Source organism: Psychromonas arctica, from assembly GCF_036697365.1.
Taxonomy (GTDB): domain Bacteria; phylum Pseudomonadota; class Gammaproteobacteria; order Enterobacterales; family Psychromonadaceae; genus Psychromonas; species Psychromonas arctica_A.
Genome location: NZ_JBAHZA010000001.1, coordinates 290,879 through 307,358 on the forward strand (window position 1 = coordinate 290,879; position 16,480 = coordinate 307,358).

Here is a 16,480-nt window from a genome sequence, read left to right on the forward strand (position 1 = left end):
CTATTCATTTAATAAACGTTAATGTATTTAAATGCTAGATTGAGTTTCCATATACGCTTTCCAACCACCAAACTCGGTAATGTCTTTCGCTGTTTGAATAGCATAACCTTCACAGATAAAACTCGTCACCCAGCTACCATCATCAAGCTCTACTTTACCTAGTCCTAGTGGTTGAGGAATCCCCGTTAAAAAACTACCCACACAGCTTTCTGGTAAACGCCATACTTCAACATCAATAGCTGCGCCTTGCCCTGAAACTCTGACCAAACCAGGACGAAATGGAGGAGCACCCGCTAACGCATAAAAACGGTAATCTGCAGAGGTTGTGGTACTTTTCACTAAATAACCGCCACGCTCAGTCAATTGATGATTAAGCGGAAAACCCGTTAGGTGTGCCCCACAAACCGCTATGTCCACTTGCCCTGCTTTTGCTTCTGAACTTAACGATAGTTCAATATCAGATAGCTTATGCTCTGTCGCGCCTAGAGTAAAATCAATTATTTTTTGCCACTGAGCACCGACACTTAATAACATACGGTCACTAAATGCTGGACCAAACAACGTAATACCGAATGGTAAACCTGAAGGTAATAAACCTGCAGGTAACGCAACCGCAGCGTAATCTAATAGATTCATGAAGTTGGTGTAATAGCCTAGATTTGAATTAAGTTGAATTGGATCAGCTTCAACATCTTTGATGCGGTATGCAGTGCCTGCAGTAGGCGTTAATACGCAATCTAATTCCGCTAAAATCGCATCACACTGTACTTTAAATGCTTGTAAACGATACATTGCTATAAAGGTATCTACAGCTGAATGTGTGGTTGCACCACCTACGATAGTTTGTATTACAGGTAAACACTGTGTTGGATCTGCTTTGAAAAATGCTTCAATTGCAGCGTAACGTTCAGCGACCCAAGGGCCTTCATATAATAATTTCGCAGCATCTAAGAATGGTTGAAAGTTGATGGTGATGATTTCTGCACCTGCCGCTTTTAAACGCTCAACACTACTTTCAAATAACGCTTGTGCACCATGGTCACCAAAAAAGCTCAGCTGTGATGCTTCCGGTAAACCAACTTTTAAACCAGCTAATGTTTTGTTTACATCATAATGTGCGGCACTGTTGGTCTGTAGGTTGTCGCGAGAGTAACAATCATCGGTATCTAGCTCTGCTGCAATATCTAAGACTAGATTCACTTCACTAGTACTATTAGCAAAAATAGTGACACAATCTAAGCTTTTACAAGCTGGTACTACGCCAGTACAACTAATTAATCCCTTGGTTGCTTTCATACCAACAATGTTATTTAAAGCCGCAGGTACACGCCCAGATCCAGCTGTGTCTGTGCCTAAAGAGAAACTAACCTGACCGGTTGCAACAGCCACTGCACTGCCAGAACTTGAACCACCAGATACATACTCAGGATCAAAGCTATTGTTCACCGCCCCCCAAGGGCTTCGGACTCCCACTAAACCCGTTGCAAATTGATCAAGGTTAGTTTTACCTAATGGAATTGCCCCAGCTTCAATCAAAAGTTTTACAACACTTGATGACTCAGTTGGCTGAAATGAGTAAGCCTCACAACCAGCTGTAGTCGGTAACATAGCAAAATCGATATTATCTTTAGCTGCAAATGGCACGCCGTATAACGGTAATTCATCAATAGATTTAGACTCAAGTAATGTTAGCATCTGTTCAAGTTGTTGTTCAGAAATGGTGCTGATCCAAACATTACTAGTATCACTTTTGGCTTGTGCTAACTTGGTTTTTAAAAAAGTATTAACGTCTAACTCACCACTACGGTAAGCCGCTTTTAACTCTTCTATATTCATATTTTGTTGTTGCATTGACTTATCCATTATAGTTTCTCCAAAATCATTAAGCGTTGCCCTGCATGTACTTGTGAGCCCTCTTTTTGCACAATACTCACCACCTTGCCATCGGCAGGTGCAACCACTTCTATTTCCATTTTCATTGCTTCTAAAATTAACAGCGTTTGTCCCGCTTTGACGGTTTCACCAGGCTTCACTAACACTTGCCAAATATTGCCTGCCACATGACTGTCTACCCCACGTTGTTGTTCAGTTAATGTGGCAATATCCGTTTCAATTTGTGTCATCTCTTTTGCTACGAAATCAGCTTGTCCGGTCTCTTGCCAGCGTTGGCGTTCCGCTTCAAAGGCTTGTTGTTGCTTCTCTTTGAAGGTCACTATCGATTCTTGATCTGCACTTAATTGCGATTGATATTCTGCAAGACTAAAGGTTGTCTCTTCGATTTTTAATGGGTAATCACCGCGTGGAAAATCTTTACGGATTTGCGTTAATTCTTCGCTAGTCACAGGGTAAAAACGGATCTGATCAAAAAAGCGTAATAACCACGGTTTTTTGAATTCTTCTGTTTGGCGATAACGATTCCACATCTGCAATGTACGCCCTACAAATTGGTAACCGCCAGGGCCTTCCATGCCGTAAACACATAGATAGGCGCCACCGATTCCTACTGCATTTTCTGGCGTCCAGGTTCTTGCAGGGTTGTATTTCGTGGTCACTAAACGATGACGAGGATCTAACGGTGTTGCTACTGGTGCACCTAAGTACACATCACCTAAGCCCATCACAAGATAGCTAGCGTTAAACACAATTTCTTTCACTTGTTCTACAGAATCAAGACCATTGATACGGCGAATAAACTCAATATTATCAGGACACCAAGGTGCATCTTTACGGACTAATTCATCGTATTTTTTAATCGCCAAACGTGTTGCGTAATCGTCCCAAGAAAGTGGGATATTAACGATGCGTGATGGCACTGACAGTTGGCTATCATCACCTAAACTCTGTTCCGCATCGACCACGATATCAAGTAACTGATTAAGTGGTAATTGCAAGTTATCGTAATGAATTTGTAACGAACGAATACCCGGCGTTAACTCTTGCATACCTTGCAGGTTCAGGCTTTGCAGTTTCAGCATTAAAGCATGAACACGGAATCGCAATGCTACATCTAACACCTGCTGACCATATTCAACTAATAGGTAATCTTCACCGCTGGCACGGAATACCACTTGCTCATTTGAAGCTGTTTTATCAAGTTGTTTAATAATTGCACTTTCTGGCAGCACACTTGGTAGCGCTTGAGGTAGATACTGACCTTGTTCAATTGCAGCTAACTGTGCCAATTCAAACTGTTGGGCATCTTCAATAGACACCGCTTGGAAGCGAATAGTGGCGCCGGCTTTAAGCTGACCTACTTTCCATAAATCTGCTTTAATGATGGTGACCGGACAAACAAAACCACCTAGACTTGGACCATCTGGACCTAGAATAACCGGCATATCACCCGTAAAATCTATGGTACCCACGGCATAGGCATTATCGTGAATGTTCGAAGGGTGTAATCCTGCTTCTCCACCATCGTTACGTGCCCATTTTGGTTTTGGTCCCATTAAACGAACACCGGTACGGCTTGAGTTAAAGTGTACTTTCCAAGTTGCATCAAAAAATGCGTCGATATCTTCTGGTTGGAAAAAGTCCGGCGCACCATGTGGACCGTAAATAACACGGATTGTCCAATCATCACTGATTTCAGGTAATTGAGCTGTAAGTGCATTGTCGATAGTGGTAATTTCAGTTATATCTTCAATATGTAATACATCACCAGTACGGATAGCTCGCCCTGCATGACCGCCAAATTGCCCTAAGGTAAATGTCGACTTACTGCCTAAATAATCTGGACATTGAATACCGCCTTGCACGGCTAAATAACTGCGAGCACCGGCACCTTGAATATTACCTAAAGTCAGCGTTTGACCTGCTTTTACTGTAATAATTTCTCCGACTTCAATGCTTTCTTGATCTAGCTCTGCTTGAATCGTTGCACCCGTCAGGATAAATCGTGTTGCACTATTAAAACGTAAAGTAGGACCACTCACGGTGATTTCTAACCCTGCATCACTTTTTGCATTACCCAACAAGGTATTACCTAAGCAGAAACTCATACTATCCATTGGGCCTGATGGTGGTACACCTACATCCCAGTAACCTTTACGTCCAGGATAATCTTGAATCGTAGTCTGTGTACCGCCAGCTAAGACATCAATAGACGTTGGTGAGTAAGTAAACTGGTTTAAGGTTTGCGTTAACAACTCGCCCGCTTCAACAATATCGTTGTTTAATAGTTGTAATAGATAGTCTTTGTTACTTTCAATACCGTACACTTGGCTATCGGACAATGCTTGTTTCAAACCACTTAATGCTAATGAACGGTTTTCACTATGACAAATCACTTTCGCTAACATAGGGTCAAAGAATGGTGAGACCTCGACGCCACTTTCCAACCAATGGTCGATGCGTAACTGACCTTGCTCAACGTCTGTTGCCCATTTAACATGGCTAATTAAACCTGCACTTGGTTGGAAGTCTTTATTAGCATCTTCCGCATAAAGACGTACTTGAATAGCATGACCATTCACCACTAATTTACTGCCTAACTCCGCCACTGTCGGTAAGGTATTAGCTGCTAAGCTAACCATCCAATTTACTAGGTCAACACCGTACACCATTTCCGTGACACCATGCTCGACTTGTAAACGAGTGTTTACTTCTAGGAAGTAAAATTGTTGTGCTTGTTGGTCAAATACAAACTCTACAGTCCCCGCGCTACGATAGTTCACCATCGACGCTAAACGTGTCGCTGTTTTATGTAATTTACTACGTAACTCTTCGCTTAGGTTTGGTGCAGGACTTTCTTCAATCACTTTTTGGTTACGACGTTGCGCTGAACAATCACGTTCACCTAGTGCGATTGCACCACCTTCACCATCACCAAATATTTGCACTTCAATATGACGCGCCTGTACGATAAATTTTTCTAAAAATAACGCACTATTGCTGAAGTTATTTTCACTTAATCGTTTAACTGAGTCGTAAGCCTGGCTTAGCTCTTCAGCACTATTACAGCGTTGCATACCAATACCACCACCACCAGCAGTACTTTTTAACATCACTGGATAACCGATTTTTTCAGCTCGTTGCAATGCTTCTTCTACACTGTTTAATAAATCACTACCTGGCAATAATGGAACATTTGCTTGCTCTGCTAATTCACGTGCTCGGTGTTTTAAACCAAACTGCAACATCTGTTCAGCAGTTGGTCCTAAAAACACCAAACCATTAGCTTCACAAGCAGCAACAAAATCTACATTTTCACTTAAAAAACCATACCCTGGATGGATAGCTTGTGCACCACATTGCTTAGCAATGTTGATCACTTTATCCATATCAAGATAGGTTTGCTTAGCATTACCTTCTCCTAGAGAGAAAGCATGGTCAGCTTGTGAAACATGAAGGCTATCAGCATCTGCTTGGCTGTAGATTGATACACTTTCGATGCCCATGGCAGACAGTGTTCTAATAATACGGCAAGCAATAGCACCACGATTGGCAATTAATACTTTAGTAAACATAATAGTGACCTTTTACAGGTCGGGTCGTCCCGAATTAATACTGAGAAATTAGTAACAAGGTCGTCCTTGTATTCTCATTGATTGTATTGAATCAATCTCTGTGTCGTTTTAATCCCACACTAACATTTCAACAGGCGTTGGATTATAAGCATTACATGGGTTATTTAATTGAGGACAGTTAGATAACAAGACGATCACATCCATTGCTGCTTTCATTTCAACATACTTACCTGCACCACTGATCCCATCTTCAAAGGTTAATCCACCCTCTTTAGTAACAGGTACATTCATGAAGAAGTTAATGTTATGAGTAATATCACGCTTGCTAAGGCCATATTGTGGATTTTCAGCAACCGCTAATAACCAGCTATCACGACAAGCATGCATACATTTTTTCTCTAACGAGTAACGAACTGTATTACTTTCTGTTGCACATGCACCGCCTAATGTATCGTGGCGACCACAGGTATCAGCGGTAATTTCTAATAACGTATTACCATCATTAGATAGCAGTTTAGTACCCGCTGTCAGATATACATTGCGTTGTTCACGGATCGTATCCATTGCACTGTAACGCTCACTTGGATCATTCGCATTGTAAAATAAGGTATCAGCCGCTTGATTACCTTCTAAATCTAAAATACGTAAGGTTTGACCTGCTTTCACTACTTTCATGTAGTAATCACCAGCAGGCACAATATCACGACGAACGGCGTGTTCAGCTTGTAGTGGACTTTCAGTGATCATAATTATACTCCTACGGTATGTGTGTGGCCGTGTTGGCACTGGTAACGACGATTATTTTCAAACCCACGGGTATTTTCACCACATAAGTTTGCACAAAGATCATCATCAGCAACAGGTGCAGCTTTACTGACAGATAATAAAACCGGTAGGTTTGGATATTCACTGCTAGGGTTCATTGGGTGTGGACAAGTTGAAATAATCACTAGCGTGTCCATTTCAAAACGTAGACCAACGCTATCGCCTGCTTTACTATGTTGCTCAACAAAGTTTAAATCACCTTGATCATCGCTAGCTACTTTACTAAAAATATTGATATTGGCTGCAAGGTCACGTTTGCCTAATCCATATTTAGCAACTTCTACTAACAAACTATCATAGCCATTTTGTAACCAGTTATTGTGGTCACCTTGATAGTCACGTGCGCCCCATTTATCTAATACTTTTTGCTTGTTAGCTACACCACCAACACTATCAACCCAACCTGTATCATCACTAACAATAGAGCAGAAGATACGCCCCATATCCGAATATAAGCAGTGTCCTTGTGTTAGTTTGAAAGTGTGTTGACCTTTTAATGTATCAGGCGCGTTATAACGTTCTAATAAATTATTTGGGTTATAAAACAGCATGGATGCATTCGCACCGCCTTCTAGGTCAGTAACGGTCAATAAGTGCCCAGCTGGCACCACTAATGACCAATGACTTGCACCTGGAATGTGTTCCTCATAAATCGCATCTTTAATGCGACTATGCTTTTGATTTTGTTGCATTTTGCTCTCCTAAACCACCTTTAATAGGCAGCAGTTATTTCCACCATCAAAAATGAATAACTCTAAATACTGGTTATTCAACATCATCACCTACATTCGTCATTCGAATGAGTTGAAATCCCTCATCGTCTTCCTCACCTTCAGGGTGAATTAACTCTTCTAAACGCTTTTTAGTTGCTAAAAACTCAGGGGATAAAAATTGTTCAGGGCTTCTTGGTCTTGGAACAGATACTTCTATCAGCTCTTCCACTTCACCGGGGTTAGCTTTAAGCACTAAAATTCTATCGGCAAGGAAAATTGCTTCATCTAGATCATGTGTGATAAACAACACCGTGATATCAATGTTTCGCCATATTTCTAATAAGTTAGTTTGCATCTTTAAGCGTGTTTGTGGGTCAAGCGCACCAAAAGGTTCATCCATCAATAAAATACGTGGTTGATTTGCTAACGCGCGAGCAATTGCAACACGTTGCTTCATACCACCGGATAGTTGGTGAGGATAAGACTCCGCAAACTTACTTAATCCAACTAAGTCAACCCATTGCATTGCTTCACTTTCTGCATCGACATTGGTCATGCCTTTCATTTGTAAACCAAACATCACATTTTTTTTAATGGTTAACCAAGGAAACAAGGTATAGCCTTGAAATACCATTCCTCTATCAGGGCCGGGTTCTGATTTAGGCTTACCATCAAGCAATACTTGACCTTGTGTTGGACTTTCTAACCCTGCAAGGATCCGAATTAAGGTGGATTTACCACAACCCGAAGGACCAATAACACACACAAATTCACGGCGATGCGTTTTAAAATTAATCTCTTTGAGTGCAGTTATTTCACCTTTTGGTGTTGGAAATTTTTTATATAAATCTTTTACCTCAAGAATGACTTCTCGCTCTTTTAACTTCTTAAAGCGTTCAGCAACACGATCTTCTTGCTCAAGGTAGCTTGGTAATTCTGAATTAATCATATTGGTTATGCCTTATTTTGTGAGCGTTCCCATGGGAATAAGTGCTTCCCAAGTTTGGCCAGAATTATGTCAGAGAGGAGACCGATAATCCCAATAATCATTATCGCCGCAAAAACGTTATCAAAGTTTTTATAACGTGCTTGCTGAGTAATAAACCAAGTAATACCAGAGCTAGTACCAATTAGTTCAGCCACAATTAAATACGTCCAAGCCCAACCAAGTAAGACACGTAAATCACGATATAAATCGGGTATCACACCCGGGATCACTACTCTAAAAATAATCTGCAATTTATTCGCACCTAGTGTTAAAGCAGCTTCAAGTAAAGACACATCAATTTTACGGGTGGTATTTGCAATGATTAATACTTGCTGAAAAAACGTACCGATGACAATAATTGCTATTTTAGGACCGTCATGAATACCTAAAATGGCAACTGCTAATGCACCAAATGCTGGGGCAGGCAAGTATCTAAAAAATTGTACAAACGGTTCTTGAACTTTAGATACGGCAGCAAAGGTCCCACATAAAATACCTAATGGCACACCTACAATGGATGAGATTAAAAATGCCCAAAATATCACTGTAATACTGTGCCACAAGCTTTCATGTAACCATTGTTCACTCTTGCGTTTTGGTTCAGTGGTAAAAGCGGTATAAAAAGCCACAGCGACTTCATGTGGTGCAGGTAAATAAACCGGGTTTGCTCTATCTCCCTGAGGTAGCGCAATATTATCTAATGTCGCCTGTTCAACTTGAGAAGAGAATACATCACGGTCAATTAACATCCCTTTTTGAAACCATGAGATCCCGCCTGGTTCAGTGACTTCAATCTTCGGGTGCCAAATAAAAGGGGTATAACTGACCGCTGACCAAATCATCAAAGGCAATAGAAAAGAAAACAATGTCAACCAGCGCACGCGCGCTGGTGATAGACCTTTCCCGACAGCAAACCATGGTTCTTTTTCTTTCACTTTATCTTCCATAATAATCGCCTCGGACAACATTTGATTAAAGTCCTAACGTAATCGAAGGATCAATGTATTTATCAACAGATTGACTCTCTGTATAAACACCATATTTCAAGTTAAATTCATTCGCAACTTCTGATGAACCATAAATAGATGTCAACTCAGCTGTTTTCTTAAATGCTTCTTTAGATTCCGCTAAGCTTAGAATTTTAGCGCCCATTAACATTGGCTCATAAGCCTCCGGGCTTAGCCCTGCACGTGCAGACATAATGCTTAATGCTTCAGGTCTTGTTTTGGGATCGTTAACAAAATCAACAACGCGATACCAAACTTTAACCACTTTTTCCCATTCCGCTTTACGTGTAGCGTAAGAGCTTGGAGAAACAACGTAAGTATCGTAAATTAATCCCGGTGCATCTTTAGAGGTTGCTACTGCTTTTGAACCTGGCACAGCGGTTAAAGCCTGACCAGAACTTGGTTGCCATGCAACAATCGCATCCACATCACCCGAGGCTAATACTTGTGGCGTTTCATTCGTTGGAACATTAATCAATTCAACATCAGATTCTGACATGCCGGCTTTTTCAAGCGCATCTAACAGCATAAGGTGACTCACATAACCTACTTCTACCCCGATTTTTTTACCTTTTAATTCTTTAACTGAACTGATACCAGGCTTAGCAATAATCATGTCATTACCAAAACTGTAATCCGTTGCTAAAATGATAATGCCTTTTGCACCAGATGAGCCTATCACCAATGCATCGCCATTTGTCATACCTACTGCATCTAATTTACCTGCAGCAAAAGCATCCATTGATGCTACGTAATCAAACCATTCAAACTCAACATCCACCCCCTCTTCTTTGAACCAATCTTTTTCTATTGCCACTTCCCAAGCGACCCACCCCGGCCAATCGGAATAACCGATTTTTAATGGTTCCGCAGCGTTAGCAACGAAACTCATGACACTCATCGACACAATAAGCGTACATTTTTTAATTAGACTTTTAATGTTTTTCATGGATGACCCCTTTAGTTTTAAGTTTATACAAAATAATCAATTGAATAATAAATCTTCGCTTTTTATCTTTCGCAGTTCCCATACTTTCTTTTTAAATTAATAACTTACATCCTCAATGTGTAAACGTATAAAACACGCTCTCATTAAGTTAACTTTTGTAAATAACGCCCGATTGTTTCTTTCTCTGCATCAAACCATTTTTTCGATTTTTCATGCCATTTCGTTTTACCTGAATAAGCAAATTCAGCTTCTATCGTGTCGATAGAGAAACGACGTTTTATTTGTTGTTCTCCCTCTTTAAAAAACTGAAACACTTCATTGGTTTCTGCATCAAACTCAAAACCATCAAGTTCAAAAAGAGACTCACCAACGCGCGTTGGCATAGTAGAAAAGTTGATGTTAAAACCCTCTGTCAAATTGCCTTTAGCAACAGAAGTTTCAAAATTGAAGACTTGTTTTAAAAAAGAAATATCAGCAGAAGCCTGCTTAACGTGATCTCTTAACTGTATATTTTCATCTAAATCAAGATCACTTGAACGTCCCAACACTAAGCCAGCCCAATTACCATTAATGATTAATGCACCACCTTGATGACGTAACTCACCTGTTGTTAGATTTTCTTCGCTGATCAGCTCAAGGCTCAGTAAAGCACCGGGTTCACGTGATGTAATGCGCCAATCTTCTACATAAGATTCAAAAGGCGACGCTTCGATCATACAATCACCTACTCGTGAAAGTATTGCAGGCTCAGGCCAGCGGTTATGGATCTGAAACGCAGTACCGCCAGACCAACTCAGCTGATTATTTTCCCAAATACTATCAGCAGACCAACCTTCATAATTTGCTAATTGATAAAGTGCTTCAGCAGAACATTGATCCCACGATTGATTCATCACCAGTTCCGCTTCAATCGGTAAACGTAAATCGATGGTTAAATTTCGACCTTGTAACCAAAACACGTGTGTATCCATATCCGTTTCACCATTCGCAAATGAGATACTTCTACGTTTAAAACAACCAATCATCCAATCAGGGATAGAGTTAGTCGCCTGTTTGCTATGTTGTTCAATAAGCGTTTTAATGTTCATATCAATCTTCCTTGATTTCTGGTTTTCCAAAAGATAAAAGTGTTCTCGCATTTTCCGGTAAATCGATTTCACCACGCGCTGATTTTTCTTTTAAATAACTGAAGGTTTGTATTGTTTGGGCAAGAAGGTGATCACCACAAATAATGGTTTCATAAGAGGAGGTATCATCGTTTTTTATTAGCGATTCAATTGGAGCAACGACAGTGTCGTAATCTAAACTTGAAAAGAATGGGAAAGAATAGCGCTCTTCTTTAACTTGTCTTACGCGGTGAGAGGTTGCAACGTACAAACCATTTGAAACTTGTTCCATCATGTCGCCAATATTAATAACAAAACAGTCATCAACTAATGGCACATTTATCCATTCATTTGATCCATTTAACACCTGTAAACCAGGAGCCGTAGGCAATAAAATAGTAAAGAATTCATAATCAGTATGAGCACCAATACCGGAATCAGTTTCTTTCGCATCAGGGTTATCAAAATAATGAATTAAACGAAGTTGACTTGGCGGAACAGTAAGTTGTTGTGTAAACGTATCTTCAGGTAATCCTAATGCTAAAGCAAACCCCTGAAACAACACACGACTTAACGATAACATTGCATCATAATAGGCTTTAACATGTTTTTTAAAACCCTCATGTCTAGGCCATTGGGTGTTGGCGTCTTTTTCAAATCGCGCCATTAAACTCGGTGAATCAGGGCCGATATCGTACGCTTCTTTTAAGTCAGGTTTTTTAGCTTCTGTACTATAAAAACCTTCTTCCCCGATAGGCACATAACCTGAATGATTTTTGGATAAACCGATGTAATTAGCCATTTTACTATCTACATCTTGTTCAAAATATTCCTTAACCACCTGTTTTAGATTAATCATTAATTCAGGTGTTATTTGATGCCCTTTTAAATATAAAAAACCAGCATCTCTAGCGGCTTTATCTAATTCCTTTGCAGCCTTAACGCGGTCCTCCAATTGTTCAGAGAATAATAATGAAATATCGACAACAGGTAGCTCTGTAAAAGCTTTATGTGTTCCATGTTCAGATGTTGGCATTTTGCTAAGCTCCTCTAAAAGCATAGTTTGATGCTGGTCGTCCAGAATCTATCAGTAATATTTCATTACTGTTCGGGTCGTCCCGAAATTATTAAATAAACTTAATAACTGATGTTGATAATTTAGAGGGAACCAATTAAAGAAGAAATGAGCAATCAGATGTGATTATTCATGGTTACGCTTCAAAGGGTATTCTAAATTAAAAGCATGAGAGACATTGGTTTGTCATCTCCCGGGCTTTTATCCCTCCGTGTAACCTTAGAAAAAAGGTCGACAACTCTCGGACCAGTCACTGCGAACAGTCGGAACCCTAGATGTCTATTTTTATATTGTAATTGGCAACACTTCGACTGCAGCCAATATCTCTCATACGAGTATTTTAACAATCTAATAACAGCAATCACTGTGCCAAAAATTAAATTAATTTATTTTCAACAACTTAAATATTTTTTAAAATAAAATTAAAATAAGAGTGCACCAATAGTAATCATTTAGTGCACCAGCAATAAACAAAATTGAGTGATTAGGTATTTATAAAAATAAAAAGTAGAATAGAGAAACTAATGATAATGATTATATTCATCAATTATAAATAAAATATTATAAACATATGCGATTAATGGGTTTATCTATTAGATGCGAGTATAAATAATAGCAACTATTAGTTAATATATACCTCTAAAGATATCAATTCATTCATATCGATACTGAGATGGAAGCGCATTTTGAATAAACAAAGACATGTGGTTATTGTTGATGACCAATCAACAGGCAGAATGATTTTACAAAAGGTTATTTTACAAATCGCAAATGACATTAAGGTCATTGATTTTGCTGACCCTCATGATGCCTTACAATGGTTGAGCAAAAATCCAGCCGATCTCATTGTGACTGATTATAGAATGCCTGGTTTAAATGGTATTGAGTTTATTCAAGAAGTACGAAAATTAAATCATGGTGAACATGTTCCAATCATGATGATTACCGTAGTCAGTGAAAAAGCCATTCGCTATGAAGCATTAGATGCCGGTGTTACGGCATTTTTAACTCGCCCTATTGATCAAATAGAATGCCGTACTACTTGTAGAAATCTACTTAAACTTCATCAACAGCACGTCATTATACAAAACAGAGCAGATTGGTTAGCAGAACAAGTTGAGCTCGCAACAAAACAAATTTTACAACGAGAAAAAGAAACCATTTTAAAGCTAGCTAAAGCCGGTGAATATAGAGATGAAGAGACTGGTAACCATGTAATCAGAATGGCTAAATACTCAAAAGAAATAGCCTGTGAAATGGGCTTAACAGAAACAGAGTGCAGTGACTTAGAGCATGCCGCGCAGATGCACGATATTGGTAAAATAGGTATTCCAGACAAAATTTTACTCAAACCGGGGAAATTTGAAGCTGATGAATGGGTCATAATGCAAACCCATGCGACTATTGGCTTCGAGATTTTATCAGGTAGTGAGTCGAAATATATGCAAATGGGCGCTATTGTTGCGCTTAATCATCATGAACGATTCGATGGTACAGGCTACCCTAACAAACTAGCTGGCAAAGATATCCCACTTATTGCACGTATTGTTTCTGTCGCGGATGTATTTGATGCACTCATATCAGTAAGACCATATAAGAAGGCATGGCCTATCCAAGATGCTATTGATTTTATCAATAGTGGATCTGGTACACATTTTGATCCTCAATGTATAGAAGCCTTTAACACACGGTTGCCTGTTATATTACAAATCCAAAAACAGTATCCAGACTCCTAGTAAAACATGATTAAAATAGGCCATAAATATTAATGAATTTTTTTTGTAAAAGAGTCAAGGCAGTAAGAAGATACTTACGTAAAAATAATGATCCAGAAATAGAACAAGCGCTAGTAAGAGTATTTATAGGCATTGGTTTGTTTATTACTTTTTGCTTACCATGGGAAACAAAAAGTCAACAAAAACTTATTTTAACTTCTCAGTTTAATATAGTCATTATTATCGCTACATTATTGGCCGTATTAATTGTTACGGCTATAATACGTAATCCTAAGAAAAGTGTACTAAGGCGTGTAACCGGAATTTTTCTTGATTTAATCTCGCTTTCTCTTTTAATGGAAACAGCCGAAGATCATGCAGTCTATTTATTTGTATTTTATTTATGGGTTATTTTAGGTAACGGATTCAGATTTGGTTTGAACTATCTGTACCTCTCTATGTTTGTTGGTACTGCAGGATTTTCATTCTCCATATTATTTGGGGAATATTGGCAAGAAAATATACATATAGCGATTAGTTTACTAATAGTTATTACACTCATTCCTCTCTATTCAATCTTCTTAATCAACAAGCTTTATAATGCAATTGATATGGCCGAAAAAGCAAATCAAGCAAAAAGTCGGTTTTTAGCGAATATGTCACATGAATTAAGAACGCCTTTAAATGGAGTATTAGGCATCGGTGATTTATTAAGAGAAACTAAACTAGAAAATGAGCAACGCAACTTAGTTAACACCATGCAAAGCTCAGCAAAGATATTACTCGGTTTGATAGAGAAAGTTCTCGATATATCTAAAATTGAGGCAGGTAAAATAACCATTACTAAAAGTGATTTTGACCTGCATTCTGTCATTCACTCTGTGATGGCCACACAAAAGTTAATTGCAAAAGCAAAATCACTAGAGCTCAACACTTCCATCGCAAGCAATATCCCCTACCTATTAAAAGGAGACCAGCAATATCTCCGTCAAGTGCTGGTAAATTTAATAGGAAATGCCATTAAGTTTACCGATCAAGGCTCTATCTCGTTAAAAATTGATACAGTTGCTAGATCTGAACAATCAACGACACTGAGGTTTGAGGTCATCGATACCGGGATAGGAATAGAAAAAAATGCATTAGAGAGTGTCTTTAATGACTTTACACAAGTCGGGGAAACAAATGACCGTCATATTGGTGGTTCTGGTTTGGGAACCACTATTTCAAAAGAGCTAGTTGAATTAATGGGAGGTGAAATTGGTGTAAGCAGTGAACTAGGTCAAGGCTCGACCTTCTGGTTTGAACTTCCTTTTAATTTCATAGCGAACCCTTTAAAGAAAATAAATAGTAATAATTTATTAATTTTAGCAAAACCTGAAACGCAACAGGCGATACAACCATTCTTCGATACCTGGAATATTAAAGCGACCTCTGCTCAGTCGGCCGATCAAACTCTGATACGATTGTCACAAGGAGTGGCTCGAAAAAGACCTTATAAAAATATTATTATTGATAGTTTGAGTTTGCCTGCCTCCATATCATTAGAGCAATTTTTAGATAGCATAAAAGCTGAAACAGATACGACTAACGCTTCTATTCTTCTATTGAATCCTCCTGCGCAACTCTTAGCATCAGGTGCAATTAAAAACAGAGTGACAAGAACCATAGTAAATTTACATGATCACAGAAAACTGTTTAATGCTTTACATTTTTGCATGCAAAAGAAAGCGTATCAACATACTAATATTGTCTCTTTTAATGAATTTTATGCCGCTCAAGAAGATGCTAAGCCATTAACTATTTTGGTTGCAGAAGATAATAAAGTTAACCAACAAGTCATTGCGGGTATATTAAAGCGAGCAGGACATACCGTTATTCTGGTTGATGATGGAGAGCAAGCCTTAGAGGTTATTACTAATAGGCTTAATGAAATAGATCTATTCATTGTTGATAAAAACATGCCTAACTGCTCTGGTGATGAAGCTATCAAAGCATTGCAATTTATAGACACTACTAATCAATTACCTGTGATCATGTTAACTGCAGATGCAACAACAGAGGCAAGAAGATTAGCGCATAGTTTAGGGGTGAAAGAGTTTTTAACAAAACCAGTCGATTCCCATGATCTGTTAGAGAAAATAGCCGTTTTATCTCAATCTATACAACCGAAAATACCAATAACATCTTCAGTGGTTGAACTTAAAACAGGCAAAGTAAAAAGTGTTTCCACTTCCATTAATACTCTCCCTAAAAAACAGGTTGAAAGCCAATGGTACAATGTTGATACACTCAATGAATTATTTGCTTTAGATGATGATCATCAATTTATGAAACATCTCATAAATGCTTTTTCCGAAGACGGCAATAAACATATACAACACCTTAAAACAGCTAGTGTCAGTGATTACCTACAATTACGCGAATCCTTACATGCACTTAAAGGAGCATCTGCTGAATTAGGCGCCAACAGATTATCTGAAATGTGTGCAAAAGGAGAATCCTATAAACCTAATGATATTAATAGCGAAAAATTGACTCTATTAGTTAAGGAAATAGAATTCACCTATCATAAAACTATAGAGACGTTAAATGATATTGTCAGTCGAGCTTCTACAGAAAACTCTTAATATAAAA

11 protein-coding genes and 1 riboswitch are annotated in these 16,480 nt (G+C 38.8%); of the genes, 2 read left to right on the forward strand and 9 right to left on the reverse strand.

All coding sequences use genetic code 11. The features are described from left to right. Positions 1-27 precede the first annotated feature (27 nt). The 9 genes from atzF to V5290_RS01320 form a co-directional block, all read right to left on the reverse strand. Positions 28-1,863: an allophanate hydrolase gene (gene atzF / locus V5290_RS01280; RefSeq protein ID WP_333380921.1), complete on the reverse strand. Its 1,836-nt coding sequence runs from the start codon at positions 1,861-1,863 to the stop codon at positions 28-30. Next, a complete protein-coding gene (gene uca, locus V5290_RS01285) occupies positions 1,863-5,468 on the reverse strand; it encodes an urea carboxylase (protein ID WP_333380923.1) in 3,606 nt (1,201 codons plus the stop codon). The genes atzF and uca overlap by 1 nt, the downstream gene beginning before the upstream one ends. A gap of 108 nt (positions 5,469-5,576) precedes the next feature. After that, a complete protein-coding gene (locus V5290_RS01290) occupies positions 5,577-6,215 on the reverse strand; it encodes an urea amidolyase associated protein UAAP2 (protein ID WP_333380925.1) in 639 nt (212 codons plus the stop codon). 2 nt (positions 6,216-6,217) lie between these two features. Continuing rightward, positions 6,218-6,985 carry an urea amidolyase associated protein UAAP1 gene (locus tag V5290_RS01295; RefSeq protein WP_333380927.1) on the reverse strand — a complete coding sequence of 256 codons (768 nt, stop codon included), beginning with the start codon at positions 6,983-6,985 and terminating at the stop codon, positions 6,218-6,220. A gap of 73 nt (positions 6,986-7,058) precedes the next feature. After that, a complete protein-coding gene (locus V5290_RS01300) occupies positions 7,059-7,955 on the reverse strand; it encodes an ABC transporter ATP-binding protein (protein ID WP_333380929.1) in 897 nt (298 codons plus the stop codon). A gap of 5 nt (positions 7,956-7,960) precedes the next feature. Beyond that, positions 7,961-8,941, reverse strand: a complete 981-nt coding sequence (locus tag V5290_RS01305) for an ABC transporter permease (protein ID WP_333380931.1) — start codon at positions 8,939-8,941, stop codon at positions 7,961-7,963. A 25-nt stretch (positions 8,942-8,966) separates the two neighbouring features. Continuing rightward, complete coding sequence (locus V5290_RS01310; RefSeq protein WP_333380933.1) at positions 8,967-9,950, reverse strand: ABC transporter substrate-binding protein; 984 nt, start codon at positions 9,948-9,950, stop codon at positions 8,967-8,969. 143 nt (positions 9,951-10,093) lie between these two features. Continuing rightward, positions 10,094-11,038, reverse strand: a complete 945-nt coding sequence (locus tag V5290_RS01315; protein WP_333380935.1) for a hypothetical protein — start codon at positions 11,036-11,038, stop codon at positions 10,094-10,096. A 1-nt stretch (position 11,039) separates the two neighbouring features. Continuing rightward, positions 11,040-12,092, reverse strand: a complete 1,053-nt coding sequence (locus V5290_RS01320; protein WP_333380937.1) for an isopenicillin N synthase family dioxygenase — start codon at positions 12,090-12,092, stop codon at positions 11,040-11,042. A gap of 227 nt (positions 12,093-12,319) precedes the next feature. Then, positions 12,320-12,417, reverse strand: a riboswitch (guanidine-I (ykkC/yxkD leader). A gap of 400 nt (positions 12,418-12,817) precedes the next feature. Between V5290_RS01320 and V5290_RS01325 the strand changes: the two genes are divergently transcribed. Both V5290_RS01325 and V5290_RS01330 read left to right on the forward strand, forming a co-directional pair. Next, the gene (locus tag V5290_RS01325) at positions 12,818-13,867 is read left to right on the forward strand and encodes an HD domain-containing phosphohydrolase (protein ID WP_333380939.1); all 1,050 of its coding nucleotides are present in this window, start codon (positions 12,818-12,820) and stop codon (positions 13,865-13,867) included. 32 nt (positions 13,868-13,899) lie between these two features. Beyond that, complete coding sequence (locus V5290_RS01330; RefSeq protein ID WP_333380941.1) at positions 13,900-16,473, forward strand: ATP-binding protein; 2,574 nt, start codon at positions 13,900-13,902, stop codon at positions 16,471-16,473. Positions 16,474-16,480: the final 7 nt, after the last annotated feature.

Coding starts and splice junctions, on each gene's coding strand:
- atzF (WP_333380921.1), bottom strand. CDS start 1,863: ATGGATAAGTCAATGCAACAACAAAATATGAATATAGAAGAGTTAAAA.
- uca (WP_333380923.1), bottom strand. CDS start 5,468: ATGTTTACTAAAGTATTAATTGCCAATCGTGGTGCTATTGCTTGCCGT.
- V5290_RS01290 (WP_333380925.1), bottom strand. CDS start 6,215: ATGATCACTGAAAGTCCACTACAAGCTGAACACGCCGTTCGTCGTGAT.
- V5290_RS01295 (WP_333380927.1), bottom strand. CDS start 6,985: ATGCAACAAAATCAAAAGCATAGTCGCATTAAAGATGCGATTTATGAG.
- V5290_RS01300 (WP_333380929.1), bottom strand. CDS start 7,955: ATGATTAATTCAGAATTACCAAGCTACCTTGAGCAAGAAGATCGTGTT.
- V5290_RS01305 (WP_333380931.1), bottom strand. CDS start 8,941: ATGGAAGATAAAGTGAAAGAAAAAGAACCATGGTTTGCTGTCGGGAAA.
- V5290_RS01310 (WP_333380933.1), bottom strand. CDS start 9,950: ATGAAAAACATTAAAAGTCTAATTAAAAAATGTACGCTTATTGTGTCG.
- V5290_RS01315 (WP_333380935.1), bottom strand. CDS start 11,038: ATGAACATTAAAACGCTTATTGAACAACATAGCAAACAGGCGACTAAC.
- V5290_RS01320 (WP_333380937.1), bottom strand. CDS start 12,092: ATGCCAACATCTGAACATGGAACACATAAAGCTTTTACAGAGCTACCT.
- V5290_RS01330 (WP_333380941.1), top strand. CDS start 13,900: ATGAATTTTTTTTGTAAAAGAGTCAAGGCAGTAAGAAGATACTTACGT.